The organism is Pseudarcicella hirudinis (assembly GCF_900115665.1).
Lineage (GTDB): Bacteria > Bacteroidota > Bacteroidia > Cytophagales > Spirosomataceae > Pseudarcicella > Pseudarcicella hirudinis.
Map to the genome: position 1 here is coordinate 73,537 of NZ_FOXH01000002.1, position 25,821 is coordinate 99,357.

At 37.5% G+C, this 25,821-nt stretch carries 29 protein-coding genes; 10 read left to right on the plus strand and 19 right to left on the minus strand.

Features of this window, described 5'->3' with window-relative positions; all coding sequences use genetic code 11:
• Positions 1 to 15: 15 nt before the first annotated feature.
• The 10 genes from BM179_RS03355 to BM179_RS03400 form a co-directional block, all read right to left on the minus strand.
• Positions 16 to 1,017 carry a bile acid:sodium symporter family protein gene (locus BM179_RS03355; RefSeq protein ID WP_092012224.1) on the minus strand — a complete coding sequence of 334 codons (1,002 nt, stop codon included), beginning with the start codon at positions 1,015 to 1,017 and terminating at the stop codon, positions 16 to 18.
• A 37-nt stretch (positions 1,018 to 1,054) separates the two neighbouring features.
• Positions 1,055 to 1,921, minus strand: coding sequence for a DMT family transporter (locus BM179_RS03360; RefSeq protein ID WP_092012227.1), 867 nt, complete (start codon positions 1,919 to 1,921; stop codon positions 1,055 to 1,057).
• A gap of 53 nt (positions 1,922 to 1,974) precedes the next feature.
• Positions 1,975 to 3,354 (minus strand): nicotinate phosphoribosyltransferase, encoded by a 1,380-nt coding sequence (locus tag BM179_RS03365; protein ID WP_092013600.1) that lies wholly within the window; start codon positions 3,352 to 3,354, stop codon positions 1,975 to 1,977.
• A gap of 11 nt (positions 3,355 to 3,365) precedes the next feature.
• Entirely contained in the window at positions 3,366 to 4,253 is an 888-nt protein-coding gene (locus tag BM179_RS03370) for an NUDIX domain-containing protein (protein WP_092012230.1), read from the minus strand.
• 63 nt (positions 4,254 to 4,316) lie between these two features.
• On the minus strand, positions 4,317 to 5,018 hold the full coding sequence (locus tag BM179_RS03375; RefSeq protein ID WP_092012233.1) for an NUDIX hydrolase: 702 nt from the start codon (positions 5,016 to 5,018) through the stop codon (positions 4,317 to 4,319).
• A 166-nt stretch (positions 5,019 to 5,184) separates the two neighbouring features.
• A complete protein-coding gene (locus tag BM179_RS03380; protein WP_218159155.1) occupies positions 5,185 to 5,679 on the minus strand; it encodes a GNAT family N-acetyltransferase in 495 nt (164 codons plus the stop codon).
• 10 nt (positions 5,680 to 5,689) lie between these two features.
• On the minus strand, positions 5,690 to 6,151 hold the full coding sequence (locus BM179_RS03385; RefSeq protein ID WP_092012239.1) for a GNAT family N-acetyltransferase: 462 nt from the start codon (positions 6,149 to 6,151) through the stop codon (positions 5,690 to 5,692).
• Between the two features lie 15 nt (positions 6,152 to 6,166).
• Entirely contained in the window at positions 6,167 to 6,664 is a 498-nt protein-coding gene (locus BM179_RS03390) for a GNAT family N-acetyltransferase (RefSeq protein WP_092012242.1), read from the minus strand.
• 18 nt (positions 6,665 to 6,682) lie between these two features.
• Positions 6,683 to 7,465, minus strand: coding sequence for a PhzF family protein (locus tag BM179_RS03395; protein WP_092012245.1), 783 nt, complete (start codon positions 7,463 to 7,465; stop codon positions 6,683 to 6,685).
• An 80-nt stretch (positions 7,466 to 7,545) separates the two neighbouring features.
• On the minus strand, positions 7,546 to 8,034 hold the full coding sequence (locus BM179_RS03400) for a MarR family winged helix-turn-helix transcriptional regulator (protein WP_092012248.1): 489 nt from the start codon (positions 8,032 to 8,034) through the stop codon (positions 7,546 to 7,548).
• 209 nt (positions 8,035 to 8,243) lie between these two features.
• Here BM179_RS03400 and BM179_RS03405 point away from each other — a divergent pair, with 209 nt between their 5' ends.
• Both BM179_RS03405 and BM179_RS03410 read left to right on the plus strand, forming a co-directional pair.
• Positions 8,244 to 8,450, plus strand: coding sequence for a helix-turn-helix transcriptional regulator (locus BM179_RS03405; RefSeq protein WP_092012250.1), 207 nt, complete (start codon positions 8,244 to 8,246; stop codon positions 8,448 to 8,450).
• Between the two features lie 58 nt (positions 8,451 to 8,508).
• Positions 8,509 to 8,733 carry a helix-turn-helix domain-containing protein gene (locus tag BM179_RS03410; RefSeq protein ID WP_092012253.1) on the plus strand — a complete coding sequence of 75 codons (225 nt, stop codon included), beginning with the start codon at positions 8,509 to 8,511 and terminating at the stop codon, positions 8,731 to 8,733.
• 34 nt (positions 8,734 to 8,767) lie between these two features.
• Here BM179_RS03410 and BM179_RS03415 read toward each other — a convergent pair whose 3' ends face one another.
• On the minus strand, positions 8,768 to 9,163 hold the full coding sequence (locus BM179_RS03415) for a VOC family protein (RefSeq protein WP_092012256.1): 396 nt from the start codon (positions 9,161 to 9,163) through the stop codon (positions 8,768 to 8,770).
• 374 nt (positions 9,164 to 9,537) lie between these two features.
• On the opposite strand from BM179_RS03415, the gene BM179_RS03420 reads away from it, so the two are divergent.
• Positions 9,538 to 9,840, plus strand: a complete 303-nt coding sequence (locus tag BM179_RS03420; RefSeq protein ID WP_092012259.1) for a type II toxin-antitoxin system TacA family antitoxin — start codon at positions 9,538 to 9,540, stop codon at positions 9,838 to 9,840.
• Positions 9,815 to 10,318 (plus strand): GNAT family N-acetyltransferase, encoded by a 504-nt coding sequence (locus BM179_RS03425; RefSeq protein WP_092012262.1) that lies wholly within the window; start codon positions 9,815 to 9,817, stop codon positions 10,316 to 10,318. Before BM179_RS03420 ends, BM179_RS03425 begins: the two co-directional genes overlap by 26 nt.
• 402 nt (positions 10,319 to 10,720) lie before the next feature.
• On the opposite strand, the gene BM179_RS03430 is transcribed toward BM179_RS03425, so the two are convergent.
• The 5 genes from BM179_RS03430 to BM179_RS03450 all read right to left on the minus strand — a co-directional run bounded on the left by BM179_RS03430 (position 10,721) and on the right by BM179_RS03450 (position 14,413).
• Complete coding sequence (locus tag BM179_RS03430; protein WP_092012265.1) at positions 10,721 to 11,248, minus strand: VanZ family protein; 528 nt, start codon at positions 11,246 to 11,248, stop codon at positions 10,721 to 10,723.
• A 52-nt stretch (positions 11,249 to 11,300) separates the two neighbouring features.
• Complete coding sequence (locus tag BM179_RS03435) at positions 11,301 to 11,738, minus strand: hypothetical protein (protein ID WP_092012268.1); 438 nt, start codon at positions 11,736 to 11,738, stop codon at positions 11,301 to 11,303.
• A gap of 196 nt (positions 11,739 to 11,934) precedes the next feature.
• Complete coding sequence (locus BM179_RS03440) at positions 11,935 to 12,756, minus strand: hypothetical protein (RefSeq protein ID WP_092012271.1); 822 nt, start codon at positions 12,754 to 12,756, stop codon at positions 11,935 to 11,937.
• A gap of 4 nt (positions 12,757 to 12,760) precedes the next feature.
• Positions 12,761 to 13,369, minus strand: coding sequence for a KwaA family protein (locus BM179_RS25540; RefSeq protein WP_218159156.1), 609 nt, complete (start codon positions 13,367 to 13,369; stop codon positions 12,761 to 12,763).
• Positions 13,370 to 13,516: 147 nt separating this feature from the next.
• Positions 13,517 to 14,413 carry a TIR domain-containing protein gene (locus BM179_RS03450; RefSeq protein WP_218159157.1) on the minus strand — a complete coding sequence of 299 codons (897 nt, stop codon included), beginning with the start codon at positions 14,411 to 14,413 and terminating at the stop codon, positions 13,517 to 13,519.
• A gap of 375 nt (positions 14,414 to 14,788) precedes the next feature.
• Here BM179_RS03450 and BM179_RS03455 point away from each other — a divergent pair, with 375 nt between their 5' ends.
• Entirely contained in the window at positions 14,789 to 15,511 is a 723-nt protein-coding gene (locus BM179_RS03455) for a hypothetical protein (RefSeq protein WP_092012276.1), read from the plus strand.
• 1 nt (position 15,512) lies between these two features.
• Here BM179_RS03455 and BM179_RS03460 read toward each other — a convergent pair whose 3' ends face one another.
• Together BM179_RS03460 and BM179_RS03465 are read right to left on the minus strand one after the other, a co-directional pair.
• Positions 15,513 to 17,018 carry an ATP-binding cassette domain-containing protein gene (locus BM179_RS03460; protein WP_092012279.1) on the minus strand — a complete coding sequence of 502 codons (1,506 nt, stop codon included), beginning with the start codon at positions 17,016 to 17,018 and terminating at the stop codon, positions 15,513 to 15,515.
• A gap of 100 nt (positions 17,019 to 17,118) precedes the next feature.
• Positions 17,119 to 18,129: a YheT family hydrolase gene (locus BM179_RS03465; RefSeq protein WP_092012282.1), complete on the minus strand. Its 1,011-nt coding sequence runs from the start codon at positions 18,127 to 18,129 to the stop codon at positions 17,119 to 17,121.
• Positions 18,130 to 18,621: 492 nt separating this feature from the next.
• Here BM179_RS03465 and BM179_RS03470 point away from each other — a divergent pair, with 492 nt between their 5' ends.
• Positions 18,622 to 19,506, plus strand: a complete 885-nt coding sequence (locus BM179_RS03470; RefSeq protein ID WP_092012284.1) for a hypothetical protein — start codon at positions 18,622 to 18,624, stop codon at positions 19,504 to 19,506.
• Positions 19,507 to 19,530: 24 nt separating this feature from the next.
• Here the strand turns inward: BM179_RS03470 and BM179_RS03475 are convergent, their stop codons facing one another.
• Positions 19,531 to 20,145, minus strand: a complete 615-nt coding sequence (locus tag BM179_RS03475; protein WP_092012287.1) for a YigZ family protein — start codon at positions 20,143 to 20,145, stop codon at positions 19,531 to 19,533.
• Positions 20,146 to 20,272: 127 nt separating this feature from the next.
• Here BM179_RS03475 and BM179_RS03480 point away from each other — a divergent pair, with 127 nt between their 5' ends.
• From BM179_RS03480 to miaA, 4 genes are all read left to right on the plus strand, one after another.
• Positions 20,273 to 21,016: an SDR family oxidoreductase gene (locus tag BM179_RS03480; protein WP_229632889.1), complete on the plus strand. Its 744-nt coding sequence runs from the start codon at positions 20,273 to 20,275 to the stop codon at positions 21,014 to 21,016.
• Positions 21,017 to 21,109: 93 nt separating this feature from the next.
• Entirely contained in the window at positions 21,110 to 22,654 is a 1,545-nt protein-coding gene (locus BM179_RS03485) for an NFACT RNA binding domain-containing protein (RefSeq protein WP_092012290.1), read from the plus strand.
• A 431-nt stretch (positions 22,655 to 23,085) separates the two neighbouring features.
• Positions 23,086 to 24,759 (plus strand): sodium/sugar symporter, encoded by a 1,674-nt coding sequence (locus BM179_RS03490; RefSeq protein WP_092012293.1) that lies wholly within the window; start codon positions 23,086 to 23,088, stop codon positions 24,757 to 24,759.
• A 125-nt stretch (positions 24,760 to 24,884) separates the two neighbouring features.
• The gene (gene miaA / locus BM179_RS03495) at positions 24,885 to 25,820 is read left to right on the plus strand and encodes a tRNA (adenosine(37)-N6)-dimethylallyltransferase MiaA (RefSeq protein ID WP_092012296.1); all 936 of its coding nucleotides are present in this window, start codon (positions 24,885 to 24,887) and stop codon (positions 25,818 to 25,820) included.
• Position 25,821 lies beyond the last annotated feature (1 nt).

A 25,821-nucleotide genomic window follows, 5' to 3' on the forward strand; every position in this document is an offset into this window, starting at 1 on the left:
AAGGCTTTTTGAGTCTTATTCTGATTTTATGACATTGGCAGGATGTTTTTCACCCATTGCCTGAGCAATTGTACTTCCGGCCAGCAATTGTAAAGCATGGTACAACATCAAAGGCAACAGCACCAGCCCCAGAATACTGGCATCCGGGAAAAGCACTTTCCCCATCACAACTCCCTGAATCAGAGATTTCTTGGAACCACAGAAAAGAACAGCGATCTTATCTTCCCGGCTGAATGACAACAGATTGGATAATGCCTGCATTATTCCGAAGATTACAAAGAACAGCAGCAACATCAATCCTCCTAAAATACAAATTTCTGTCAGAGAATGTCCCTCAAACATTTTACCGGCAAATGATTCCGAAAAGGAAGTATAAACAATCAGTAAAATAACCGTTTGGTCGAAATAACGGAGTTGTGTATTATATTTTCCGGCCCATTTTCCAAACTTTCCATAAAGCAGAAATCCAACCACCACTGGTAATAATACTTCCAGACAAAGTTTGAGAATGGTATGTGTAATGTCGAAATCGGCATTGGCATTTTCCAGTAATCCGCTCATCCAGAGGGGTGTTACAAAAATTCCTATAATACTTGAGATACTGGCATTGAAGATAGCTGCCGGAATATTTCCTCCTGCAATACCTACAAATACCACTGAGGATGAGACTGTTGAAGGTAAAGTCGCCAGATAAAAAGCCCCCATCCAAAGTACAGATTGATTCGCAGGATCAAAAAAGTGTCTGGCCGTCATCAGTAAAACCGGAAAAATAATGAAAGTTGAAGCCTGAATGAGTAAATGCAGTTTCCAGTTGCTTAAACCTGCTTTCAGTTTTTCAGGACTTAGTTTTAATCCGTAAAAGAAAAAGATAAAAGACACTCCGTATTCTGCAACTTCTTTTAAGTGCAAAGGACTGTGTTCTGTTCCGAAACCCGGAAAAAGCCAGGCGAGAAATATGGAAGCTAACAGACATAAAAGAAATCCGTTTATTCCAACCTTCGAGAGTAATTGAATCATGAGATTATGTATTAATACCTGATACTTTTATTTAAGGCTACTTCTTAGAAATTTGTCCGAGATAAAGTCCTAAAACAACAAAGGCCGTTCCGGCGAAAGTGTACAAAGTAATAGGCTCATCCAGCAAAACTGAGGCATAGGTAAATCCGAATATCGGGCATAAAAATAGCCAGAGTGAAGCTTTAACGGCATCAATTTTGAGGAGATAAAGCCATAATTGCACAGAGATGATAGAAACCGGAATAATCAGCCAGAATTCTGATAACCAGAAAGTCAGGTCGAAATGGTTTGGTTTCTCATGAAAATACAAGGTAAAAGGCAGAATAATAATGCCGCCAATCAAAACCTGCCAGCCATTAATCACGGTTCTTGATAGTTTCCACTTAACTTCAGAATAGTAAATTGTTCCGATTGAATAACAGACCATACTGGCAAGAAGTATCAGTAACCCCTGTACAGTAGCAAAGCTGTTTTGCAACAGGGGATAGGTGGCCAATCCTACACCGGCCATGCCAAAAACGATGGCAAACCATTCCATTTTTTTCACTTTTCTGCGGAGAACAATCGCAGAAAGAATACTGATAATAAGAGGGTTTGTCGCGGTAGAAAGGCTGCCTATTCCGGCAGAAACCTGTTTCATGGCCAAAATAAAAAAGCCCAGATAAAGAGAGGTATTCAATAACCCGAAGATGCTGAGCTCAACCCATTCTCTGTTTTTGGGTAAAGGGTTTTTCTGAAAAATATAAGCATAACCTAACAAGGCTGCCCCGGCAATAATAAAACGGATATTGAAAAGTACTAAAGGTTCGGCGGATTTCAAACCGATTTTGCCTGCTGCTGAGGCAGAAGCCCAAAGGGCGGCAAAAAGAACCCCTGCTATAAAAAATTTAACACGTTGACTCAATGGAATATATGATTAGGCAGTAATTGCTGTTTTACTGCAAAATGAACGGTATGTTATAATATTTTGAGACTGTTACTCTTCACTTCACTGAATGTCAGTTCTTTGAGAATTATTCCGTTTTCAAAGACTGTTTCGAGTATGTCTTTCCCCTCATCGTCCTGATTACGGGTAAGATACTGGCCATTTTCTCTGACCAGTTTTAAGCGGCCTCTCTTACTGGCTTTGCCATGATCTGTAACGGGATCTTTGAAAACTTCGCGTTCTTCTCCGTTTACTACGGCACAACTGCATTTAAAAGCAAATTTTTGAGTGTCTCTGTGGACTTTTTGCAATAAAGCTCCTCCCATGCCAAAGGTGATATTATCTGCGCTCCAGCCGTTTTGTTTGAGATTTTCCAGGATTTCGCCAATGCTTTCGTAATTGACGCCATCTCCCTGAATAACTCTTACCTTCGGATTGAGGACTTTATACCCCTTTTCGTTTACGGAAAATCCCAGTTTTTCTCCGAGAATTTCCGTTACTTTTAATACCACATCTTTAGGCACACCGCTGTCCGGTCTTACAACCAGTGTTCCGTTTCTTTGCAAAACTTCTTCTTTGAGTGCTTCACCCCAGATTTTTTCACAGGCATTGTATACATCATAACTATCACTTACTACCGCAACAAGACCTTCCGGATATTGACGTAACATATTTCTGTAAGCATCAATTTCACCTTCCTGTTTCCAGCTGGTGATCGTACTGTGTTCGGCAGCAGGAATGCTGAAGCCAAACATATCGTCTGTATTGTAGAAATCCTGAATGAAAGTTAAGGCAGTAACTGTATCCGTTCCCATGAAATTAATGAGATGTGAAGCGCCGCCGATGCTCGCTCCTTCCACACTGCTGACGCCTCTGAAACCAAAATCATGTAATTTAAAGTCTATCAACCCGGGATCTCCGGTTTCCTGTAAATATCTGAGAATAAGCGTTCTTACTTCTCTGCTGATGGTTGCTACCGTGCAGGGGTACCAGAGTTGAACCAGCAATGTTTCCAGAAAATTGCTTAGCCAAAAGCATTTTGGATCTGTATTTTCTACCGTCATCATTACATTATGGGCTGTAATAACTTTACCCTCAGGTACAGCTTTGATGCGAACAGGCAGATAGCCATTGTGTTCTTTTAAAATATATTCCCAGCCATCTTTGTTAAAAAGCTGATCGGTTCCGAAATGGGCAGCATATAATCTGGCAGCTTTCTCAATTTTTTCCTGGCTGACAACTTTGCCGCTCAGGTATCTTTTTAACAAATACTGTAATCCAAAAAATGTAACTTCTTCAAATTTACCACCACGGCTTTCAAAATAGCTGTAAATCTGAGTTGTTCCCGGAGGGTATTGTTTATAGTGGCTTAATTTGTAACTATCTGTTAATAAAATGATGTTATCTTCCATATTTTTAAACATTACAGACCTGAAGCAGCCTTGAAGTTAGTAATCAATAATTGAAATAATATCCGGTGTTCTTTTACAAAGTTTTCTTCTTTGAGTTGAGTAAGATCAAACCATTTCAGTTCAGCAATGTCATCCTGGGCAACAGGGTTTCCGGAAATATATTTTGCCTTAAAAAGTGTGGTAATAATTTTGTCATCTTCATTTCTATAGCGCCAGTCATCAATCTGAGCGGAGCCCGAATATTCCAGATCAGCGATTTCTACGCCGGTTTCTTCAAAAGCCTCTCTGATTGCTGCCTGTTCGTACCTGAGATCGGTCGGATCTACAAAACCACCAATAAATCTGAACAGATCCTGATGAGGTTTTCTTCCCAGCAGAATTTTTTGTCCGTCCATAATTGCCACATCTACAGTAGGATACACTTTGGGATATTGATTTTGCGTAGCGTATATTATTCCTGTTCTGAATTTCCTGGAGGCCTTTGTGATTATGCTGATTTCTTTTTCCTGAAAATCAGAGAACAGATCTGTTTTGATACGGTCAAATTTACCTGAATAGTCTTGTGTACTGTCATTGTTCAGTTCATATATAACTACTTCTTCATCCGGAAATACCGCTGTGATTCTTTGATCCAGTTCTTCACTCCGGTTATGCTCATCCGGCATTTCCGGTAATGGAAAAATGAGGAATTCAGGGAATTTTTTCAGAATCATCTCCTTTCTCGTAGCAAAGTCCAGGGGATTTCTTCTGGTTGTCAGAGCCGGAGAAACATTGATGAAAACAAGGAGTTTTTTGTGTTTTTTTGCCAGCCCGCTGAGTAGGTTTTCCAGTTCCGGATGTAGCTCCTGAACCTGAAAATGACCTGTGACTACTGCAATATCATATCGTTTAGTGCTCATAATTTTTAGAAATAGTTTATAGAAATCAGATATTTATCAGGTTTATATTCGAAAATTCAGGTCTCAGACTAATTCAAGATAAATACCGTCCTGCATAAGCTGTAAGTATTGATCCCGGTCAAATTCATAGAAATAAGCGGCTTTATGGGCTACATTCTGCTGTTTTTCAGAGAGCTGTCTCAGTAATTTGGTAGAAAGGAGCTTTTTTCTGAAATTCCTTCTGTCAAGGTTTTTTCCCAGAATAGCCTCATAAAGCTGCTGTAACTGAGGAATCGTGAATTTGGAATCAAGCAGTTCAAAACCAATTGGCTGATACTTTATTTTTCCCCTGATACGTGTTAAAGCAGTTTGTAAAATCTGATTGTGATCAAAAGCCAGATTTGTGGTTTCTGATAAGTCTTTCCAGGCTACTCTTAATTCATTATTTCCGGCAATAAGCTCAAAATCAGAAGTTTTAATTAATCCGAGATACGCAATGGAAAGTACCCGCTCTCTCGGGTCTCTGGCAGGTTCACCAAAAGTAAAAAGCTGTTCCAGATATACACCGGAAATATTACATTCTTTCTGCAAAACCCTGGAAGCACATTCTTCAAGAGATTCATTTTCTAAAAGAAAAGCGCCCGGTAATGCCCAGCTTTGTGCAAAAGGCTCAATGGCACGCTGAATCAATAAAACTCTTAATGTTTGTCCGTCAAATCCAAAAATGATGCAATCAACTGTGACTGCCGGATGCGGATATGAATATGTAAAAACCTGAGGTGTCATAAATCTTAGTGTAATACTTACGCAAAGATATCGTATTTTAAAAATAGTATCCAAATTTTAAAGTGTATTTTTTACACTAAGATGTTTTGGGAATACAAAAAAATAAAGAGGCAACAGTTGCTGTGCCTCTTTGGTATGAGTTGTCTGGATTTTGGATTGTAATATTTCAGAGATGTAATATCATGGAAGCCTCATCAGCAAATTCATTTTCACTCATTTGTATACTGTTTTTTTCCAGACTGAAAATCTCAAAGCCTTCTGACAGATAAAGGTTTTTTGCTCTTTCGTTGGATGCTACCAGAGTCAGGTAAATTTGTTTTAAGCTTTCTGATTTTTTGGCATGTTCAATGGCGGCTTTCAGCAATTTTCTACCCATTCCTGTGCCTTTGGCACCAGAAGCCACGTACATTCTGAAAATCAGACCTTTGTGTTTTAGTTTTGAAAGAATTTCCCTTTTAAATCCAACTGTTCCCTGTAAGATTCCTTCTTCACTAAATGCTCCCAGGGTGAAACTTTCATGAGAATTTCCGGTTGGAAACACTTCATTATCAAGATCCGAAGATGCGATTCTGAAAAACTGCGATTCTTCACTGACAGCATGCCGCAGCAGCGCATAATACGCCTTAATGTCCTGCTCTTCGCTTATTACTTTTATGGTCATGAGAGAATTATTAAAGAAAATACTCCATTTTGATATCGGTTCTTTCATACAGAATTTCTCCGATCGGCACCTCTGTAAAACCGAGGTTTTCATAGATTTTCAAAGCCGGCGTTAATTGTGTATTTGAAAGCAGGTACAATCTTTTGGCATCGCGGTTTTTAGCTTCCTGAATAGCAGTTTTGCAAAGCGTTTTTCCAATACCTAAACCTTGTGCTTTAGGACTTACAGCCATTTTAGCCAGTTCAAAAACCTGGTTTCCGTCATGAATTAAGGCAACAGTACCGACAACTTCTTCATTTACCAGGGCCAGAAAAATCTGCCCTCCATTCGCAGTAATGTTATCAGGAGCGTCTAATTGTTCGAGGTCATGTTCTTCAATTTTGAAATATTTTTCAATCCATTCTACATTAATTCTTTTGAAGTCCTCTTTATAATCGGGTTGATAAGGAATGATTTTAAATGAATTTTCCATGAGAAAATATGGGTGTCAGTGATTTGAAGAATTAATCTGATACTGGTAAAAATGTGTGTCAACCTCCATAATCGGGAAGCTCTCTGGCAAACCGGCTTTTTCAATCCATGTAAAACCGTTTTTCTCATAAAACCTGATTGCTGCCTGAAGTTTTTCTACCGTTCCGAGATAAATATGTTTGTAATCATGCTCTTCGGCCCAGATTTTCAGGGTATCCCAAAGTTTCTGACCAATTCCGAATTCTTTTCCTCTGAACTCTTTTTTTACAAACATTTTGCGTAAAGTACCCACGCCCTCTCCGCAATCAATCAATGCGATTGTGCCTATCACTTCATTTTCATGCAGAGCAACCCAGAAATTACCTTTTTTCGACTGGTAAAATGCAGGAATTATCATTAAATCAGGCTGGTCATCAATTGTGATCGGTACCTGAAATTCATTTTGCTGAATGTTAAGAATCATCTTAATTATAGCATCCTGATGTCCTTCTTCAAAAGTGGATATATTATACATTTCTTTAAGATTTAAGCTTTAAACATCTATTTCGCCAACTAAGTAAGGAGCAACATTTCCGGCGATTTTAACCCTGTTACCCGCTAATTCGCACCAGAGTGTACCCTCTCTCGGAGATACCTGTTTGGCTGTAAGAGCAGTTTTTCCAAGTTTTTCACTCCAGAGCGGAGTCAGGCTTGTATGGGCCGACCCTGTCACCGGATCTTCATCAATACCCGATTGAGGGCCAAAAAATCTTGAAACAAAATCAACATTTTCACCCGGAGACGTAACAATAATTCCTCTGCAGACAACCTGAGCGATTGTTCTGAAATCCGGTTTTAGCGACCTGACGGTGGATTCGCTATCGAAAACCAGAAGATAATCGGTTGAACCTTTATAGGTTTCCAAAGGGGTTTGCCCCAATCCCTGAATGAAAGCTTCGGGCGTAGCAACAGGCTCCAGTTTGTCGGCCGGAAAATCCAGTTCTAACAGATCTCCTTTCTGACTGACTTTTAAAATCCCGCTTCTGGAGGTAAATTCGATGATTTCTTCCGTAAAATTCCCAAAATTGTAAATCACATATGAAGCTGCCAGTGTTGCATGTCCGCAGAGGTCAACTTCTACGGTAGGGGTAAACCAGCGAATATGAAACCTTTCTCCATCTTTTACATAAAATGCGGTTTCTGCAAGGTTATTTTCCGCTGCAATTTTTTGCATCAGTTCTTCAGGGATCCATTCATTTAAAGGAACAATCGCCGCAGGATTTCCACCAAAGACCCGGTCTGTAAATGCGTCAAGTTGATAAATTGTCAGTTTCATGATATTGTAGGTTAATTCGGGTAAAAGATATTACAGGAGTTTATAAGAGGTATTAATGGAATAATTCCGTGCAGCATTCATTATTTGGCAGTGGTTCCGTGAAACTCAATGAAACGTTGCAGATAACTTTTTTCAAGCCAGGTATCTTCCATTTCCTTAATAGCGGATAACAGATTATGTTCTTGTTTGTCAATGATTTCTTTGTTCATAAGCCTGATTTCTTCCCAGATTTTCTGAAGAGTCGGGAGTAATTCCTTGCCTTTTTTTGAAATCTGGAGATTCCTTTTCCGGGCATCTTCGGCACATTTTTTTGAAGTAATCAGTCCTTTTTTCTCCAGTTCTTTGGCGGTTTGAATAATGGCAGGGTGGGTCACTTTCAGATTCTCCGCGATTTCCATAATACCTGCTTCTTCCCTTTGAACGAGGAAATAAAAAAGAGTAAACCATTTCGGTTCGAAGTCAACGCCATAGTGGCGATATACTTCCTGACCTCCTTTCATGACCATGTCGCTTAATCGTTTCAAACGACTGCCAAAGGCCAGAGGGCCTAGTTCTGATATTAAATCCATTTTTATGTAATCAATTACGTAAGTAGTTACGCAAATTTTAAAATTAGTTTTTAATTAAGCAAATGTTTTTTGAAAATTCTGATTTAGTGGAGGTTGGGGAGGGATGTATCGTCAGCTAAATTGTGTAAAAATGAGGTAGGTTTGATTACAATTTTCAAATCTTTATATTTTTGTGATATTTACACTCGAAAGCAATAAATTAGCATTCTGTGTCGAAATTTCAATTAAATAGAATTAAAGCTGTCCTGGCTGAGAAGAACAAAAGCAGTAAGGATTTAGCCGGTCATTTGGATAAAACCGAATCGACTGTCTCTCGTTGGTGTACAAATGAAGTCCAGCCATCAATTGAAACACTTTATGAGATTTCGAAGTTCCTGAATGTAGATATTCGGGAGTTGTTGGTGTCAACTAAGTGATAAGATGTTTAATTCCGTTTCAATTTCGTTCTCCTGGAATGTCTGAATCTTCGCTATAGTGAACACCGAAGAAGAAAAATATATCAAAAAATTAGGTGCCGGAATAAAGGCATTGAGAGAGGAGAGAAGCCTTGATCAAAAAGCATTTGCCTTTGATTGCGAGATTGGCAGGACTCAATTGCATATGATTGAGAATGGAAAAACGAATCCTCGTTTGTTTACTTTAATGAAAATTGCCAATGCTTTGGAGATTTCCTTGTCAAAACTTTTGGATCTGGACTAAAATCCCTTCTCCGGAAAGTTCCTTTCAAAGCTTTCTACATATAAAATACATTGAATTTGTGTCCGTCGGGGTCTGCGAAAACGAAACCGTAATATCCTGCTCCGAATTCTTCCGGTTCTGAAATATTTGTTCCGCCTGCTTTCACCACCTCTCTGGCCCATTGATCCACCTCGTCTTTGCTTTCTGCTGAAAGTGTAAATATAATTTCGTTTACGTTTTTCGGGTCGGCAATTTTGCCTTTCATGGCAGTTTCAAGTATATCCTTTAAGAAGAAATGCATTACAAAATTGTCATCACCCACTAAAAAACTTGTCAGTTCTTTTGTAGTAGAATGGGTGCCATTGGGCTTAAATCCTAATGCATTATAAAATCTGGCTGTTCGGTCTAGGTCGCTGACGCCGAAATTTGACCATATTTTTTTGGGTTTCATAAGCTTAGAATCAGATAGTTGTGAGAATTACTATGAAAATAATTGTAAAAATTAAATTAAAAAAATGAAGTTGTTTAAATTTTTAATTTGAGTCTTATCTTAAGCCTTTTGAGTAATTACAAATCGCAAAGCTCTCAGCCGTTGATGAGTTTTATGGCAGGGAGTTATGTTGAAATTTTGTTTTAGGTTGAAATAAGCTGACCTGAAGCTTCATATTCGGGTGAGGTTTTAGTATTAAGGTTTATTTATCTCCATCAACCCTGCTTTTATTAACCCGATTATTATTGGCAATAATAAAGTCTTTGGAAATGTTTTTTGTACGTAATATTTACGTACATTTATATCGTTGATTTAAAAATAAAATCAAGAAAATTATGGCAACTTTAATTAATGATAGAATTGACGTTCGGATTAGCAAGGAGCAAAAGGAGCTGATTAAGTTTGCGAGTGAGTTAAGCGGTTTTAAAAATCTTACTGAATTCGTTGTCTTTTGTATAAACAAAGAAGCAAATAAAATTATCATTGAGAATAATCAGGTTCTGAAGAGTATTGAAGATAAGAAGATCTTTATAGATGCGATATTGAATCCACCACAACCTAACACCAAACTTAAAAAGGCTCAATCAAATTATTTAAAATTTCTTGAATCAAATGAAGTTAATAATAGTAAGGTTTGAAAAGAAGTACGTTAAAACAGAATTTACTTGTGGTTATACACTTTTAGACGAGTACTTAAAAAAACAGGCAAAGCAAGATGTAAACAGAGATTTGTCTGTCTGTTATGTCTTAATTGACGAGAATAATTTAGTTAAAGGATATTATACACTTTCAGCTAATTCAATAAGAAGAGATGAGTTTTCAGAGGAATTAATAAAAAAAATGCCTCCCGGTTATAATGATATACCCACAATTTTACTTGGACGTTTGGCCATTGATGAATCGATCAAAGGAAATGGTTGGGGTGAAATAATCTTATTAGATGCGTTAAACCGAAGTTTATCAATTTCTGAAAGCCTGGGAACCGTTGCCGTTGTGGTGGATCCAATTGATGAAAAAGCCCGTGCTTTTTACGATAAATATGGTTTTGTTTTACTTCCGGATTCAGGAAAAATGTTTTTACCTGTGAAAACAATTAAAAATTTATTTGAATCTTAGTTTGATTAATAAACTCAGCGTTTCCCCAAAACTAATGGGATGGTTTAATCTCCAGCCCATCAATGAAACAATTTTTTATTCCTTAAGCTCCCGTTGTACCTGTCTTTACTTCTTCGGCTCACTCATAATTGGCGAAAATATTCCATTAAGCACCACAAAACTATCAGTCAAAGTACCGTCTAAGAGATAATAAATGATAACATGATTATTTTTCTCATAGGATTTTACCTCTTCTTAAAATTTGTTGATTAAACGGTTGTTCAAAACCGGAGTAGTTATGATACAAATATGAGAATCTATGCGATTTCGTTTGATAGGTAATTGTGGAAATTAAAGGGGCTGAATGCGACAAGTATTCATAAGAATCTTAGACAGATAAAGCTGTCATAATAGTGTAGCGGTTTATTGATATCTTACCGGCAGCATGTTCAATTTTAATAATACCAGCAAAGAAATCATGAATATAGTTCCTATTGCTGCAATGATATTGATGAATTTCTGTGCTTTCACACTATTACTGAATGATTTTTCAATGGCTTCAAATACCAGTAATCCGATTGCTCCGCCTATCGTATTAGTAATTATATCTGTAATGTCAAAAGCTCCGATTCTTAACATAAACTGAAGTCCTTCGAACATTAAACTGCTCAGAAAAAAGAAGAAAATTTTGTTTATCCAGGTCCATCTTTTAAATAGAACTCCTGTATAGATACCAAATGGTACAAAGATTAATACATTCAGAATGGTTTCAGGGGTATTAATTTTACCATTTGAGCGTAAAGCCTCTCTAAACGGAATAAAGTTTACACTTCTATGATCCATATAGGAAAATCGTACTCCCAGCTTAAAAAGCAGAATCCAGCATAAGGCAATCAGGTAAATGATAAATAATGCTTTTGTTAATTTATTTGCTCTGTTATTGTCTTTCATATTACTGATCTGATATTTTTGTTGTTAGGCAGGGATAATTGTTGTTACTTATTCACCCACCTTTTTCATTCTGAACCTCAAAGCCAAATCGTATGGCATCTACAAGTACTTCAATGTTTATATCTTTCAGCGTTTTGAACTTAATACAATATCCTGTCACGCTGGCCTTGCCTAGTTTTTCTCCATATGTGTTGGCTAAGTATTTCTTATCATCAATACCAAGAATATAGACAGAGATTCCGGTTGTGTTTGTACTGATCCCGATTTGATAAAACTCTTTGGTTTTTCCATCAGCATATTTTATGGTTTGAAGCCCATATCCGATATTAGGATTAGAAACGATTTTATGTTCACTGTTTTTCCCATCCAGGAACCATAATTTACAGGCTGGCATCATTCTCAGGATAATGTTATGCAAAACCTGTATTTCGCTGCGTTTCGGTTCAGCATGACTGGCAATATACTCTTTGATTTGTTCTTCAGTGGTCATGTGAAATTGTTGATTCTTAAACTAACGTTCATCCTTGGCTGATGTCTGTACAAGCCAAGTGGCAGAATAAAAATTGCCTGCAATTCCTGTTGTATCAGTCAGTTTTCTCTTAAAATGATTTATAACTTTTTAGTTTGGTGTTGATGGTTAATCTTGGCCAGTGAGGAAATCGGCCGAGGAATAAGCTTGCCATTTATTAAATGGTCGTAACGGAATTGGCCAACCTTTTCTCACCACCTTGTCTTGTCGTGTAATAACGTTGCTCAATACCGTAGAGTAATTTTTTTAATTCCTCCTCGTCTGAAATTGTAAAAGTCTCATCATTTTCATCAAAATTTAAGTCTTCGCAATATTCTCTGATGTAAACAAAAATATCGCTTCTTTCTACTGGTGTGAACTTTTGTAATGTTTCCATTGCCATAGCAATTCTTTTTCTGTTTGCTTTTTTTACTTTATCTGCTGAATATTCATTGCCAAGAGCAATAAAATCGTTTTCTAAAAATGCTTCTGTTTCTTCTTGAGTTGCCTCTTTGTATAGTTCGTCAATGCCCTTAAATATCGCTGTAATAGAAGTTAGCCTTTTGAAATATAATATGTCATCTGCTTTTACATAAATAGCGTCTGGATAATTATCAATAACAATTATTGGCTCGTTCTCAATCAAAATAGGGGCTCCAGAAAATGAAAAATACTTTTTTCTTATTATTTGGCTTGATGATAACTTTTGAAAGTAATAAATTCCTGTTTGATAAGCACATAAAAAATCAATCTTGTTATAATCATTTACAGGAAGTTGATTATAGTCTGTAGAAATAAATCTTTGAGTTAAAAACTCAATACAATATTCTTTTTCTGAAAATGCTTCTATTGCAAACCATTGGTCATCTTCAAGTTTATAGTTAGAATTATATTCTATTGGATTGTCCAAATCGTCAGGAAGTTCAAAGATTTCTTTGTTAGAAATTACTTTAAAAAAATCTCCATTTCTGCCCTTTGTTTTTGCTAATAAATGATTCATATTTTTACTTTTCTCTGTCTATAAAAGTGAAGTCATTAATACGTTTGAGTTTTGGAAAGTTTAGTTTCCTTGGGTCTTTAAGTTCTTTTCTTGTGATAAGAAATATTTTTATGTTTGTTGCAGTTGTCAAATAATAAAAGTGATATCCAAAAATCAGAAACAATGGATTGAAATAAAGTGTCTGTGAGAAGAAAGTGAATAAAAATAAAATAGCAAAAACGAAAATTAATGTGTCGCAATATGGAACACTTAGTGCTACGAAGAAATAACCCAAATAACTTGGCAAATATGCATTGTTGGCTTGTTCTATCTCCGTTATTGCTGAAACACCATTTTCAGTTTCTATACTTTCATCAATTAGTTTTCTTGATAGTAATAAACTTAGAAAAGTCAAAAAAACTGGAATGGCAAAATATATTGTGTAAGAAACAAAGTGAGGCATATTTGAAATAAATGGAAACAAACCATTCAATACTTTTTGACTCTTCACTAAATACACTACTAAAATCAACGATGTAGCATTGAATGTCAAAAAAAGTCGGAATAGTAAATTTATATATATATGCATTAGCTTGTTTAAGTTTCGCTGGCTGTATTCAACAAGATGATTCACAACAGATTAAGGGTTTGTGGTGCTGTCATAAACTAAGCTCATTAACCTGACATAGCTTGCGTTTCAGTCTCTTTACAAATATTATATTACTTTTTCAGCTGCTTGTATCGCTTCTGTCCAGCTCTTAGAAATACTTTACTAGCGTAATTATTTTTTGTTTGCCTTTTCTTTTAGTTCTTTTGCTCGTTGTACTTCTCTCCTAACTATTGTTCTTGGGAAATTTACTTTTTCAGATAAAATATCTACCATTATGGAATCTGGAAAAAGGTCTTGCTCTAACATATTTTGAATACTAATTCTTAATTCATTTAAAGATATTGAGGGTTCTCTAACGGTTTCATCAGGATTGATAAAAATTCTTTCGTTATTTAATACTTGTCTTTCATTAGTAGTTTCCATTGTTCTTAGCCTTCTATCGAGCATCCTAACGGTAGATAAAACATCTAGCATAATATCATTGTCCTTCCTTTTTGAGGATATCTCCGCTTCAGGAGTAGATTCAATTATTCTTTTAAAGTCATCTTCAAATTGATTCCAATAAGTATCGAAAACCTTTCCAAGTATAGATTCTTTTAATGCCTTTTCTTTTAAAGTTAAGTTAATGGTTCTTACCAATTCCCATACACTATCCCGAGTTGGAAATGTATGATTAAATTGGGCAAGAGGATTCTCTAAGTCGGTCGGTACAAGATCTATTAGAAAAGTACAAACTCTATTTGAGCTTAACCCTTTTGCCAAAGCACCTGATTCAAATAGAATCCAAGGTTTGTCTTTATTTTCTTTTGTTAAACAAACTATTCCAACACTTGTATTTGAAAGTTGATCAGATATTTCTGTAAACCACAAAGCTCCTCTATCGATATCTTTTGAAGACATCCAAGGGTCAACAGCCTGTATTACGCATTGAATCCAATCGTCTAATAATTCGGCAACTTGCTTACTTCTATCTCCTGACCAGCTAATAAAAACTTTCATATATTTTTCGTCATGTTTATTTTTGAGCTCATCAAACACAAACCACCCCACCTTACTATTTCTTATCAATAGCCCGTATGATGAATTCCAACTCTAATATTATTCATATTTACCCTCAAATAAATACATTTACCCCTAAATATCAAATTTATCTGACAGACTTTTTTATTTGGTCAATGTATTTGTTTTGAGATAGTTATGTGTTTTTGTGGTTTTTTAACAACGTAACGTATGTTCTCTAACGCTTTTTGTGATACGTGTGTCTTTTGTTTAGCAATATTCTTTGAAATGTGGATGATATATGAATCTTTCCAATGCAGTTTTCAGGGTATTTTTTGAGTAAAAAAACAATTTTTCAGAAAATGATAAGCCAGGTCAGAAATACTCAGAAATTACAAACTATCTTTGTAATGCGTAGAGGTCAGGAATTTAATATTTTGAAGAATGAGTAAGGTGAAGGTTCTTATATTGTTAGCTTTTTTGCTTGGATTTTATAACAATGTGAAGGCACAGACAGAGGATGAGGTAATTGAACGATACCTTGAGAGTATCGGAGGAATTACCCAGTTGAAAACAGTCTCCTCTGTATTTTCGGAAGGAAAGTTTCAATATCAGGGAAATGAATTCCCTTTTAAAACATATGCTAAAAGTCCGGGTTTCTATAAAATCGAAATCGGGAAACCTGCAACCCCTTTTGTTCAGTCATACGATGGCAGAGCAGGCTGGCGCATAGATGGTTTTAATAATAATTCGAAGCTGGTGCTTCTCAAAGGCGGTGCTGCGCTTTCGTTCCCGAACGGGGCAGAGGTTGAGCTGGAAAGCCCGTTTATTGATTACCGAAAAAAAGGAAATATTCCGGAATTGGTCAGCAAGGAAAAAGTAGGAGACAGAGAATGTCTTAAAATGAAGCTGACCCGAAAAAGCGGTAAAATCGAATACTACTTTTTTGACGGCATTACGGCTCATTTACTCCTTAAACAATCTCAGGTAAAAATGGCCGGAAAACTCGTCTGGGTTGATACCTATTTTTCAGATTTCAGAAAAATAGAGAATCTTCTCATTCCTTTCAAAACAGAAAGAAAGGTAAAAGATGAGGTGATTTCGGTAGCAACCACCGACAAGCTGGAGTTAAATACCGAAATAGCAGAATCACAGTTTTTGCCTTAATCTACCTCAAAGTTCCGATTTCTCCCACACCGTTATCCAGTCGAAGTACTTTATCCACACAATTCGGGATTTCCTCTGCATAATGGGTTACAAAAATCAGGGTTTTGTCCAGCGATTCACATACTGCTTCTACAATTGCTTTGAAGTATTCCATCTTTGAATGGTCCAATCCCTGACAAGGTTCATCAAGTACAAGCAATGGTGGATTTTTGACTAAAGCGCGGGCCAGCAAAACGAGTCTTTGTTCTCCGGTCGAAATCTCTGAAAACCGTTTTTCAGATAAATGATCAATCTTCAGTAATTTTAAATAGCTTTCAGCCAATTCCCTTTGTCCGGGTTTTAAGGCCTGGAATAAGCCATTTGTATTGAAAAGTCCGGAAGCTACTGCTTTGTACACTTCGGTTCTCTTGGTAAAATACAAATGCAGTTCCGGAGAAACGAAACCAATTCTCGATTTTATATCCCAGATAGACTCTCCGGTTCCCCGTTTTCTGTCAAATAAATCAAAATTGTTGGCATAACTCTGAGGATTATCGGCATTGATCAGACTTAGTAAAGTTGATTTTCCGGAACCGTTCGGCCCCAGCAATGCCCATCTTTCTCCCCGTTTTACTTCCCAGTTGATGTCTTGCAGTACCTTCTTTTGGCCGTAACTGACCGATACATGTCTCATGCGCACAGCATATTCAAAGTCCGTGGCAGGTTCATGCTCCATTAAGGTATGGTCGATTTCAAAAGTATTTGTTTTATGTTCGGAAAGGTCTTTTTTCTCCTTTTTTTCCGAAATCTCTGCAAAACCATCCTTCAGAGAAATAATATCGGTAATACAGTCAGGAATTTCTTCAGGACTGGTGATAAGCAGAATCTGAATGCCGGTTTCTGCGATATGATTAATCGCCTCGTGCAGTAATTTTCGCCCGTCCGCATCTATCCCCATAAATGGTGTATCGAGGATAATCATTTTAGGGCGTTTTAGTAAAGATTTGGTAATCAGCGTTCTGCGTGTTTCACCATTGGAAAGAGTCATAATCTTTCTGTCCAGCAGATGGCTGATTCTGAGTATTTTGGAAACTTCCTGTAGTTCTTCCTCAGTACAGCTTGGCGGAGGCAGTCTGACAGAGTTTTCATCAATTGTCCCGATAGGTTTCATCTGATCTGTCAGAAACTCTCTCACAGTCGGAGAATTCTGAGCATCATCCGCATTAAATCTTTGCTGATAATATTGCGCGGCAGATTGCAGAATCCGGTTGGCAGAATAATCTCTCGGAACCAGTTCTATAGAATCTTTTACAAATTGCCCGCTTTGCAGAAAATCAAACCTTATTTTACCTTCAGCTACAATACAGCGATTCATAACCGCTTCTGTCAAAGTTGTTTTCCCGGAACCATTTTCGCCAATAATAGCCCAATTCTGATCGGTCCGGATTGTCCAGTTTATATGGTGAAGAACAATTTTGTCAAATTTACGGATGGAAGCGTTCTCGAAAGAAATGAAGGTTTGTGGCATTTTTCTCTTAAATATTGAAACACAAAAGTATAATACTTTCCCCATTTTTCAGGAAAATGAAGGAAAGTAGCATAGCAAATTGTTGAATTTGTATCTGCGGTTAATCCGGAATTTGTCTGGAAACGACTTCTTCTTCCTTTTCAACGAAGGAAACAATCCGTTTGTCAACCCAATATAAATCGTCATTATTGCTTTCGTAAAACCCACAATGCCCGCCGAATTTTGGAACCTCCGAGAAAATGTAATCCGACTGAGCTGCTACGTCCAGCAATGCACAGCTGTCCGACAAAACCGGGTCGTTTTGTGCATTCAGAATTAATGAAGGCACTTTAATGTCGTTGACAACATGCCTTGCACTGCATTGGTCGTAATATTCCCTGGCATCTCTCATGCCGTGTAAGGGTGCTACATAATGTTCGGTGAAGTCATCAAGTGTTCTGAATTTCTCAAAGTCATTCAGTAATTCAGAACTTACCAAAGTGGGTCTGTTCTTAAGAAATTTTAACAGTTTTCTTTTGAAACGATTGGTATAAAATCCTTCTTTCCCCATTGCATTTACGCTTCCCTGAATGTCAGCGGGAACTGAAACCGCTACTACACTTTTGATTTCTTTGGGAATGCAGGCGTTTTTTTCTCCGGCATATTTCAAAGAAATATTGCCGCCTTTGCTAAAACCAACCAATACGATTTCATGGTATTTATGCAAAGAAAGAGCATGATTGATCACTGCTTCAAGGTCGTCAGAACCACCATGTGTCGTAAGTCTTTCCAAACGGTTACTTTCTCCGCTTAGTCCGCGGTGATTCCAGGCAAGAGCATCCCAGCCCACTTTATTGAATGCCTTGACACTCCCGAGGATATAAGGACGACTGGTATTGCCCAGAAATCCATGGGTTAAGATTACCAGTTTTGATGTTTTATTCAGAGAGGCAGGTAAACTGAAATCCGCATAACTCCAGTCGAGATCCAGAAAATCTCCATCCCAGAGTTCAATTCTTTCACGTACGTAATGCACCCCGGGAACTTTCCGGAATACGCTTGGGTATATTGTGGAGAAGTGTGCGTTCTGCCAGATATGTGAGGCTTGGTAAGACGATTCTATAATCGGCATAATTTTGAAAATTAATAATTTAGAGTCTGTTAATGAAATATAAAAGGTTGCTGAAATATTCTGCTCCTTTCTTAATAGACATACTTTTTATGGAATTAATTCCTGAAAAGTAAGTTCTTTAATCCAATATTTCAAAATTTCTGTAATTCTGACGAAAACGGATTTAAATAGGGATTTTCTGCATTTGCAGAATGTAATTCCCTCATTTAGAAACGCAGAAAAGGCTTGCCTATTATGGAAAGAGTAGATTTAAGTTAGGGCATTAGGGAATATCACAAGGGCATTCCTGCATCCTTTTGCATTCCTGAAAATATTAACGGCTAACGTTTCAGATCCGGAAATAAACGATTCGTTTTGAAACAGAATTTGTACATTCTTTAGGTTTATCTTATCTGGCATTTTACTGTCCTGTTTAATAAATGTGTTAATTTTGATTTTCACACGCTATGAAATTAAAGATGCTCAGTTAGTTGCAGGGCTGAAAATATAATTATGGAAAGTAACAGAAAGGTAGATGTTGCAGTTAACGTTTATGGAAAACCTTACCAGACAGCAGTAACCTTATTAACTCTTCTGAAACATTCGGGAGAGTGGATTAATAAGATATATTTCATTGAAGAAAAATTCCAGCCAGAACCTCCCAGGTTCCAGCCTCTGTTAGATAAACTCGGGGATAAAGTGATTTATTTTAAACCCAGGTCATGGTTTGGGCCGGGAAATCCGAAATTTAAATTCCTTACAAAATTAAAGAAATATAGACATGGTATCCGTTATCAGTATGCCTGGGAAAATTCTGACCAGGAATTTTTACTTGTAACTCATAATGATGTTTATTTCAAAAAGGATTTGCTGAAGGCCTATATTGAGCAGATAGGGGAGGCTTCCGGGATTGGCCGAATCGGTCAGTGCTGGAATTGTCCGGCTCTCGCCGCAAAGAAATGCGATTCTGAAAGTTATACAGCTTATAAGCCGGATTATAAGGAAATTGTGACTATGGCAAATACTTATCCGCAGGCTCGCACAAGCAGATATGCAGAAGTAATTGACCCGAAAAAGCCCTGGCCATTACCGGAGTGCAGGTTGAATGAATACATGGCAATGATTAATCTGAATAAAACCAGAAAAGATACAATTCCGAAAGGTAAAGGATCTGCTTTTGGCTCAAATTATGGCCTGGATACAGGGGTAAAATGGTTTGCCGATATGAACAATATGAATCATACTTTCAGGCATTTTGACTATGATCCTTATGCAATACATAGCTGGGTGAGCCTAAAAAATGCCGGAATTGCTGCTCAGTATAATATTGAGTTATATCAATATGAAGAATCTGTGGCTAAAAAAGTTTTAAATGAAGAATTTAATTTTACCTTCTGATGGTTAATTCTGGTAGATTATCCCTTAAACAGTAAAGAGATAATCTACCAGAATCCCGTCAATTTTTTCGAGTTTTCCTGTAACCTGATTCGTCAGGGTTTTTCTGAATTCTATTTCAATAACACATTGATTATCAAATGTTTGATTTCTTATTTTCAGGTCAAACTCTTTGATAACCTTCATTACCTCATTCATACGGATGTATTCGAAGGAAACTGCATATACTTCATTCACAGTTTTTTCCAGGATTTCTGCTTCATTTAATGCTTCTTCGGTGGCTGATTTATACGCATTGATTAATCCGGGAACTCCCAAAAGTGTTCCTCCGAAATAGCGGACTACCACCACCAGAATATTCGTGACATCTTTTGAAAGCAGGACGTTCAGAATCGGTTTTCCGGCAGTGCCGGAAGGTTCACCATCATCATTTACCCTGAAATTCGTTCTGTCCAGTCCCAGACGCCAGGCATAGCAATGATGCACGGCTTTGAAATGTTCCTTTTTGAGCAGTTCAAGCAAAGCTTTTACTTCTGATTCTTGTTCAATAGGGTAGGCAAAGGCAAAAAATTTACTCCCTCTGTCTTTAAATAGTCCTTCAGATGGAGTTTTGATGGTTTTGTAAGTATCTTCAAATAACATTTCCCGGATGATAAAGCTAAAGTATGCAAGTTAATATTTTATTTAATCGCAACTTTCATCATATTTGTTTCAGCTTCAGTAAATCCTGATTGCAGAGGTTTTGGGTTAAAAAAACCTTGAAAGTTGTTTGAAAAGAGAATTTGAACCTTTTACCATTGAAACGATGAAACTACAGGAAGCAAAGGTCTTAATAACCGGAGGAAGTTCCGGAATCGGGTATGAAACCGCCCGTCAGTTAATTACGCATGGTGCAAAAGTGGCAATTTGCGGAAGAAATCTTGAAAAGCTGACCAGAGCAGCTGCCGAACTGGGAGCGTTGCCAATTCATGCGGATGTCAGCAAGGAAGCGGATGTGAAAGGAATGATAGAGACAGTTCTGGAAACTTTCGGAGATTTTAACGTAGTGATCAACAATGCAGCTTATGGATATTTCAATGCCCTGACAGAACTGGATGCTCATAAATTTCAGGAATTGATACAGACGAATATTTTAGGAGCCATGATGGTCGGGAAGGAATCAGCCAGGCATTTTGTTGCCAGAAATTATGGGAATATTGTCAATATTTCCTCAACTGCCGGAAACGCTGGGTTTGCCATGGGAACAGCTTATTGTGCTACGAAATTTGCCCTGAAAGGAATGACGGAGTCGTGGAGGGCCGAACTGAGGAAACATAATATCCGGGTAATGCTGGTCAATCCTAGTGAAGTGCAGACCAATTTTGGCCATAATGCAGGAAGAGAAAGCAAAGCGTTTAATCCTTCGAAATTAGAGTCAGAGGAAATAGCACATCTCATAATCAGTATGTTAGAAATGAGAGATGTAGGATTTGTAACAGAAGCAACGGTTTTTGCTACTAATCCTCAAGGATAAAGTTTTGAGACAGGCCAGAAGCCTGTCTCTTCTGTTTTTAAAGAAATGGCTAACTTTGTGTACAAATCACATTAGCCAAAGAATTAAGTATCAATGCAGACTAATTATTATTTTCTTCGTCAACTGTCGAAGGCCCTGGAGGAAAAGCTTGTTGGAATGGTCATGGCAGAATGTTTTTCCCAGGAAAAAGATGAGTTACTGATTGGTTTTTGCACGGATGGAAATCAGTGGCGCAAAAGCAGGGATTTTTACATCAAAGCGGTTTTACATCCCGATTTTGCCTGTCTTACTTTCCCGGATGATTTCAGGAGAGCAGGCCGTAATTCTGTTGATTTGTTTAAAGACCTGATTAATTTAAAAGTTACCGGTATAAAGCAATTTTTGAATGAGAGGGCTTTTTCTCTGCAATTTGAAAACAATTTTACCCTGCTTTTCAAGATGTATGGAAACCGGTCGAATATTATTCTTTTTCAGGAAAATGAAGTGCTGGATTTATTTCATAACAAACTGGTAATTGATAATAATGTTGATTTATCAACGCTGGACAGACCTATTGATCAGAGTTTTGAGGCCTTTCAGGCTGCGGAGGGAGATTTCAGAAAGCTGTTTCCGACTTTTGGAAAAATAGCCCCGGCTTTAGGAAACCATCCCGACTGGCAGGCTTTGCAGGAAGTACTGTCACAGCTTGAAAAACCAACCTATTTCATCAAAGTTGTCAACTACCAGCCCGTACTTTCTCTGCTTCAGGAAGGAGGGGAAATATTGCGGACTTTTCAGGATCCGATTGCGGCGTCTAATGACTTTTACTATGCCTATACCCGGCTAAATGTTTTTGACAAGGAAAAAGGCACAGTTTTGAAAGTTCTGGAAAAAAGAAGGGTCAGGACCCAGACATATATTGATAAATGTTATCAGCAATTATCCGGTCTGGAAACGGGCATAAAACATGAGGAAATTGCCAATATTATCATGGCGAATCTCCATGCTATACCGGAAAGAACGGAAGTGATAGAGTTGTACGATTTTTATCGGGATAATCAGTTGAAAGTGAGGTTAAAACCGGACTATTCTCCTCAGAAAAATGCTGAAAGTTATTACCGGAAGGCTAAGAATGAGAAAATTGAGATTCAGAAGCTGATGGAAAATATTGAGATAAAAGAAGCTGATCTCGCTGAAATTGATCAGCATAAAAATGCCATAGAAGCGATAGAAACGCTTAAAGAATTCAGAAAATACCTGAAAGTAAACCAGCTTGAACAGTCTGAAAAGCAGGTTGTTACTGTTCAGGACCTGTTTAAATATTATCAATTTGAAGGTTTTGAGATTTTAGTCGGTAGAAACGCCAAAAACAATGATCTGCTTACGCAACGCTACGCCCGTAAGGAGGATTTATGGCTTCATGCCCGGGATGTATCAGGTTCGCATGTAGTTATCAGAAAGCAGGCAGGAAAGAGTTTTCCCGTGTCAGTTGTAGAAAAAGCGGCTGCCCTTGCAGCCTATTATTCGAAAAGGAAAAATGACACTCTTTGTCCGGTAATCGTTACACCGAAAAAATACATCAGAAAAACACGCGATTTACTGGAGGGTCAGGTGATTGTTGATAAAGAAGAGGTTATTCTTATCGAACCTAATGCCTGAGTTAAACATTGTACTTCCCGAAAAATAAAATCCTTTTTGGTAGTCAGAATTTATTGTTTCAAGTGATTTCTATAATCAGTTGAAGAATAAGCTTATGAGAAAAATAAAATTTTTTCATGATAAAGTTATTTATGTGGGAATAACACTTTTGTTAATTTTGGAGGAATTTTTTTAATTATTTGACAAAAAATATCTTAATTTATATAGAACAGTATAGAATAGTTGCTATGTTTGTACCGCAATAAAAATAAGGTTGGATAATATTCTTTCAAATTTGTATAAACCAAATAATCAATTATTTAAATCATTTAATTAATTATAATATTTTGCATTATTATTGTATTTAGCGGATAAAATTTGTTTTTATTTGTATATTTCGACTCCAAAAAAACTAATCCCTAAAAGCTTAACTAAAAAATAACTAATCTCTCATGCAAAAAGGATTGCAAACCCTTGATTATCTGGTATTTCTCTTCTACTTTATTGTTGTAGCCAGTTATGGTTATTGGATTTATCAAAAGAAAAAATCTAAGGAAGCTTCTTCAACAGACTTTTTCTTAGCAGAAGGCTCTCTTACCTGGTGGGCTATTGGTGCGTCACTCATTGCTTCTAATATTTCTGCGGAACAATTTATCGGAATGGCCGGCTCAGGTTTTACGATGGGTCTAGGGATTTCAACATATGAATGGATGGCTGCTGCTACCCTGATGATTGTTGCGATTTTCTTCATGCCGATTTATCTCAAGAACAGGATCTTTACCATGCCTCAGTTCCTGACTCAGCGATATAATTCAACCGTTAGTACAATTATGGCAGTTTTCTGGTTAATTCTTTATGTAGTGGTTAACCTGACTTCTATTCTGTATCTGGGTGCATTAGCGATTACTACTATTTCGGGTATTGACTTCAATATTTGTATGTGGGCGCTGGCGTTCTTTGCTGTAGTTATTACTTTGGGAGGGATGAAAGTAATTGGTTTTACCGATGTAATTCAGGTTTTCTTCCTGATTTTGGGTGGTTTGGCTACTACATATCTTGCTTTGAATCTTGTTTCATCCGAATTTGGAGAACAGGGTGCTATCAAAGGAATGAGCCAGATGCTTGCGAATGCGGATGACCATTTTCATATGATTTTTAAGAAATCGTCTCCACATTACCCATCACTTCCGGGGCTGACAGTTCTTGTAGGTGGTATGTGGATTGTAAACCTTAATTACTGGGGCTGTAACCAATATATTACACAACGTGCCCTGGGAGCAGATTTGCCAACGGCTCGTGAAGGGATTTTGTTTGCTGCTTTCCTTAAATTGCTGATGCCTCTTATCGTAGTAATCCCGGGTATTGCAGCTTATGTGTTGTATTCAAAAGGAATGTTCCAGCAGGAAATGCTTGGTGCAGATGGTACGGTAAATGGAGATCATGCTTATCCGGTATTATTGAATTTATTACCTTCAGGTCTGAAAGGCCTTTCTTTCGCAGCATTAACTGCGGCCATTGTTGCTTCTCTTGCCGGAAAAGCAAACTCAATTTCAACGATTTTTACACTCGATATTTATAGAAAATTTATCAAAAAGGATGCTACTGAGCAGCAATTGGTAAATGTAGGACGTATCGTTATTGTGGTGGCAATGATATTGGCAATTTTTATCTCTCCTCTTTTGGGAATTGATAAAAAAGGCGGTTTCCAATATATTCAGGAATATACCGGTTATGTATCCCCAGGTATTTTCGCAGTATTCTTCCTGGGCTTTTTCTGGAAACGTGCTAATTCTGCAGGAGCTTTGGTCGCAACAATCGGAGGGGTAATTATGTCATTTGTTTTGAAATACTTCCCTGAGCAGACAGGTCTTTATGATACCTTGCTTTACTCAACTTTTGTAGATGGAGAAGGACAGCATATTATCCCGTTCCTTGACAGAATGGGCTTGGTCTTCCTGTTCTGTGCCTTGTCAATGATCATTATAGGTCTGGCAGATCCTTCAACTAAAAACAACCCTAGAGGCCTGGTGATCGACAGCTCTATGTTTAGAATGAAAACAGGATTTGCGATCGGCGCAACTGTTATTTTAGTCGTTATTACAATTCTCTATACAACCTTCTGGTAAAACCAGACCCCTGTTTAACTATGATAAAAGGTATCTCTCAAGGGGGATGCCTTTTTTGTTATCCCAGGGATCGGCTTTCCGGATCGTTTACTTAGTCAAATATTAGTAAATTTGTCGGAACATTGATGAAATTCAACCAGGTAGTAAAATTGGAATTAAAGAAATATCATAAAACGCTTATTGTAATTGCCGGACCGACAGCTGTAGGAAAAACTGATCTGTGTGTAAAACTGGCAAAGGAATTGCATACCGAAGTGATTTCGGCAGATTCGAGGCAGTTTTACAAAGAATTGGCTATCGGAACCGCCAAACCTACTCAGGAAGAAATGCAGGGTGTGAAGCACCATTTTGTGGATTCACATTCAATAAAAGATTATTTCTCCGTTGGAGATTATGAAAAAGATTGTCTGAAAGTTATCGCTGACATCTTCGAAGAAAGAGACGTTGCCATATTAACGGGAGGTTCCGGAATGTTTCTGAAAGTAGTTATTGACGGCATTGATGAAATGCCGGATGCCGATCTTGAGCTCAGAGAAACATTAATGTCGAGATTGGAAAAAGAGGGACTGGAAATGCTCGTGAATGAACTGAAAACGTTAGATCCGGTTTATTATGAGCAGGTCGACAGGCAAAATACCCAGAGGGTAGTCAGGGCATTGGAAGTTTGTCTGGCGACAGGAAAACCTTATTCCGGGTTCAGAAAGAATGAGAAGGTTGAAAGACCCTTTAATATTCTGAAAATCTGTATTGAGCGCCCTCGTGAGGAACTTTATGAAAGAATTGACATGAGAATGGATCTTATGCTAAAAAATGGTCTGGTGGAAGAGGCTAAGCAATTTGTAGATTTTCAGGATCATTATGCATTAAGAACCGTAGGTTATAAAGAAGTATTTGAATTTCTCGAAAATCAGTATGATTATGAAGAAATGGTCAGACTTCTGAAGAGAAACTCCCGGCGTTTTGCCAAGCGGCAATTGACCTGGTTCCGAAACCAGGATGATTTTGTGTGGCTGAAAAATGAGGAAGTGGAACCCTTTGTTAAAAATTACCTTAAAACATAAA

What these genes read in the sequence shown, in the direction of transcription:
- BM179_RS03355 (WP_092012224.1), bottom strand. Translation starts at nt 1,017, where the DNA reads ATGATTCAATTACTCTCGAAGGTTGGAATAAACGGATTTCTTTTATGT.
- BM179_RS03365 (WP_092013600.1), bottom strand. Translation starts at nt 3,354, where the DNA reads ATGGAAGATAACATCATTTTATTAACAGATAGTTACAAATTAAGCCAC.
- BM179_RS03370 (WP_092012230.1), bottom strand. Translation starts at nt 4,253, where the DNA reads ATGAGCACTAAACGATATGATATTGCAGTAGTCACAGGTCATTTTCAG.
- BM179_RS03375 (WP_092012233.1), bottom strand. Translation starts at nt 5,018, where the DNA reads ATGACACCTCAGGTTTTTACATATTCATATCCGCATCCGGCAGTCACA.
- BM179_RS03380 (WP_218159155.1), bottom strand. Translation starts at nt 5,679, where the DNA reads ATGACCATAAAAGTAATAAGCGAAGAGCAGGACATTAAGGCGTATTAT.
- BM179_RS03385 (WP_092012239.1), bottom strand. Translation starts at nt 6,151, where the DNA reads ATGGAAAATTCATTTAAAATCATTCCTTATCAACCCGATTATAAAGAG.
- BM179_RS03390 (WP_092012242.1), bottom strand. Translation starts at nt 6,664, where the DNA reads ATGTATAATATATCCACTTTTGAAGAAGGACATCAGGATGCTATAATT.
- BM179_RS03395 (WP_092012245.1), bottom strand. Translation starts at nt 7,465, where the DNA reads ATGAAACTGACAATTTATCAACTTGACGCATTTACAGACCGGGTCTTT.
- BM179_RS03400 (WP_092012248.1), bottom strand. Translation starts at nt 8,034, where the DNA reads ATGGATTTAATATCAGAACTAGGCCCTCTGGCCTTTGGCAGTCGTTTG.
- BM179_RS03415 (WP_092012256.1), bottom strand. Translation starts at nt 9,163, where the DNA reads ATGAAACCCAAAAAAATATGGTCAAATTTCGGCGTCAGCGACCTAGAC.
- BM179_RS03420 (WP_092012259.1), top strand. Translation starts at nt 9,538, where the DNA reads ATGGCAACTTTAATTAATGATAGAATTGACGTTCGGATTAGCAAGGAG.
- BM179_RS03425 (WP_092012262.1), top strand. Translation starts at nt 9,815, where the DNA reads ATGAAGTTAATAATAGTAAGGTTTGAAAAGAAGTACGTTAAAACAGAA.
- BM179_RS03430 (WP_092012265.1), bottom strand. Translation starts at nt 11,248, where the DNA reads ATGAAAGACAATAACAGAGCAAATAAATTAACAAAAGCATTATTTATC.
- BM179_RS03435 (WP_092012268.1), bottom strand. Translation starts at nt 11,738, where the DNA reads ATGACCACTGAAGAACAAATCAAAGAGTATATTGCCAGTCATGCTGAA.
- BM179_RS03440 (WP_092012271.1), bottom strand. Translation starts at nt 12,756, where the DNA reads ATGAATCATTTATTAGCAAAAACAAAGGGCAGAAATGGAGATTTTTTT.
- BM179_RS03455 (WP_092012276.1), top strand. Translation starts at nt 14,789, where the DNA reads ATGAGTAAGGTGAAGGTTCTTATATTGTTAGCTTTTTTGCTTGGATTT.
- BM179_RS03460 (WP_092012279.1), bottom strand. Translation starts at nt 17,018, where the DNA reads ATGCCACAAACCTTCATTTCTTTCGAGAACGCTTCCATCCGTAAATTT.
- BM179_RS03465 (WP_092012282.1), bottom strand. Translation starts at nt 18,129, where the DNA reads ATGCCGATTATAGAATCGTCTTACCAAGCCTCACATATCTGGCAGAAC.
- BM179_RS03470 (WP_092012284.1), top strand. Translation starts at nt 18,622, where the DNA reads ATGGAAAGTAACAGAAAGGTAGATGTTGCAGTTAACGTTTATGGAAAA.
- BM179_RS03475 (WP_092012287.1), bottom strand. Translation starts at nt 20,145, where the DNA reads ATGTTATTTGAAGATACTTACAAAACCATCAAAACTCCATCTGAAGGA.
- BM179_RS03485 (WP_092012290.1), top strand. Translation starts at nt 21,110, where the DNA reads ATGCAGACTAATTATTATTTTCTTCGTCAACTGTCGAAGGCCCTGGAG.
- BM179_RS03490 (WP_092012293.1), top strand. Translation starts at nt 23,086, where the DNA reads ATGCAAAAAGGATTGCAAACCCTTGATTATCTGGTATTTCTCTTCTAC.
- miaA (WP_092012296.1), top strand. Translation starts at nt 24,885, where the DNA reads ATGAAATTCAACCAGGTAGTAAAATTGGAATTAAAGAAATATCATAAA.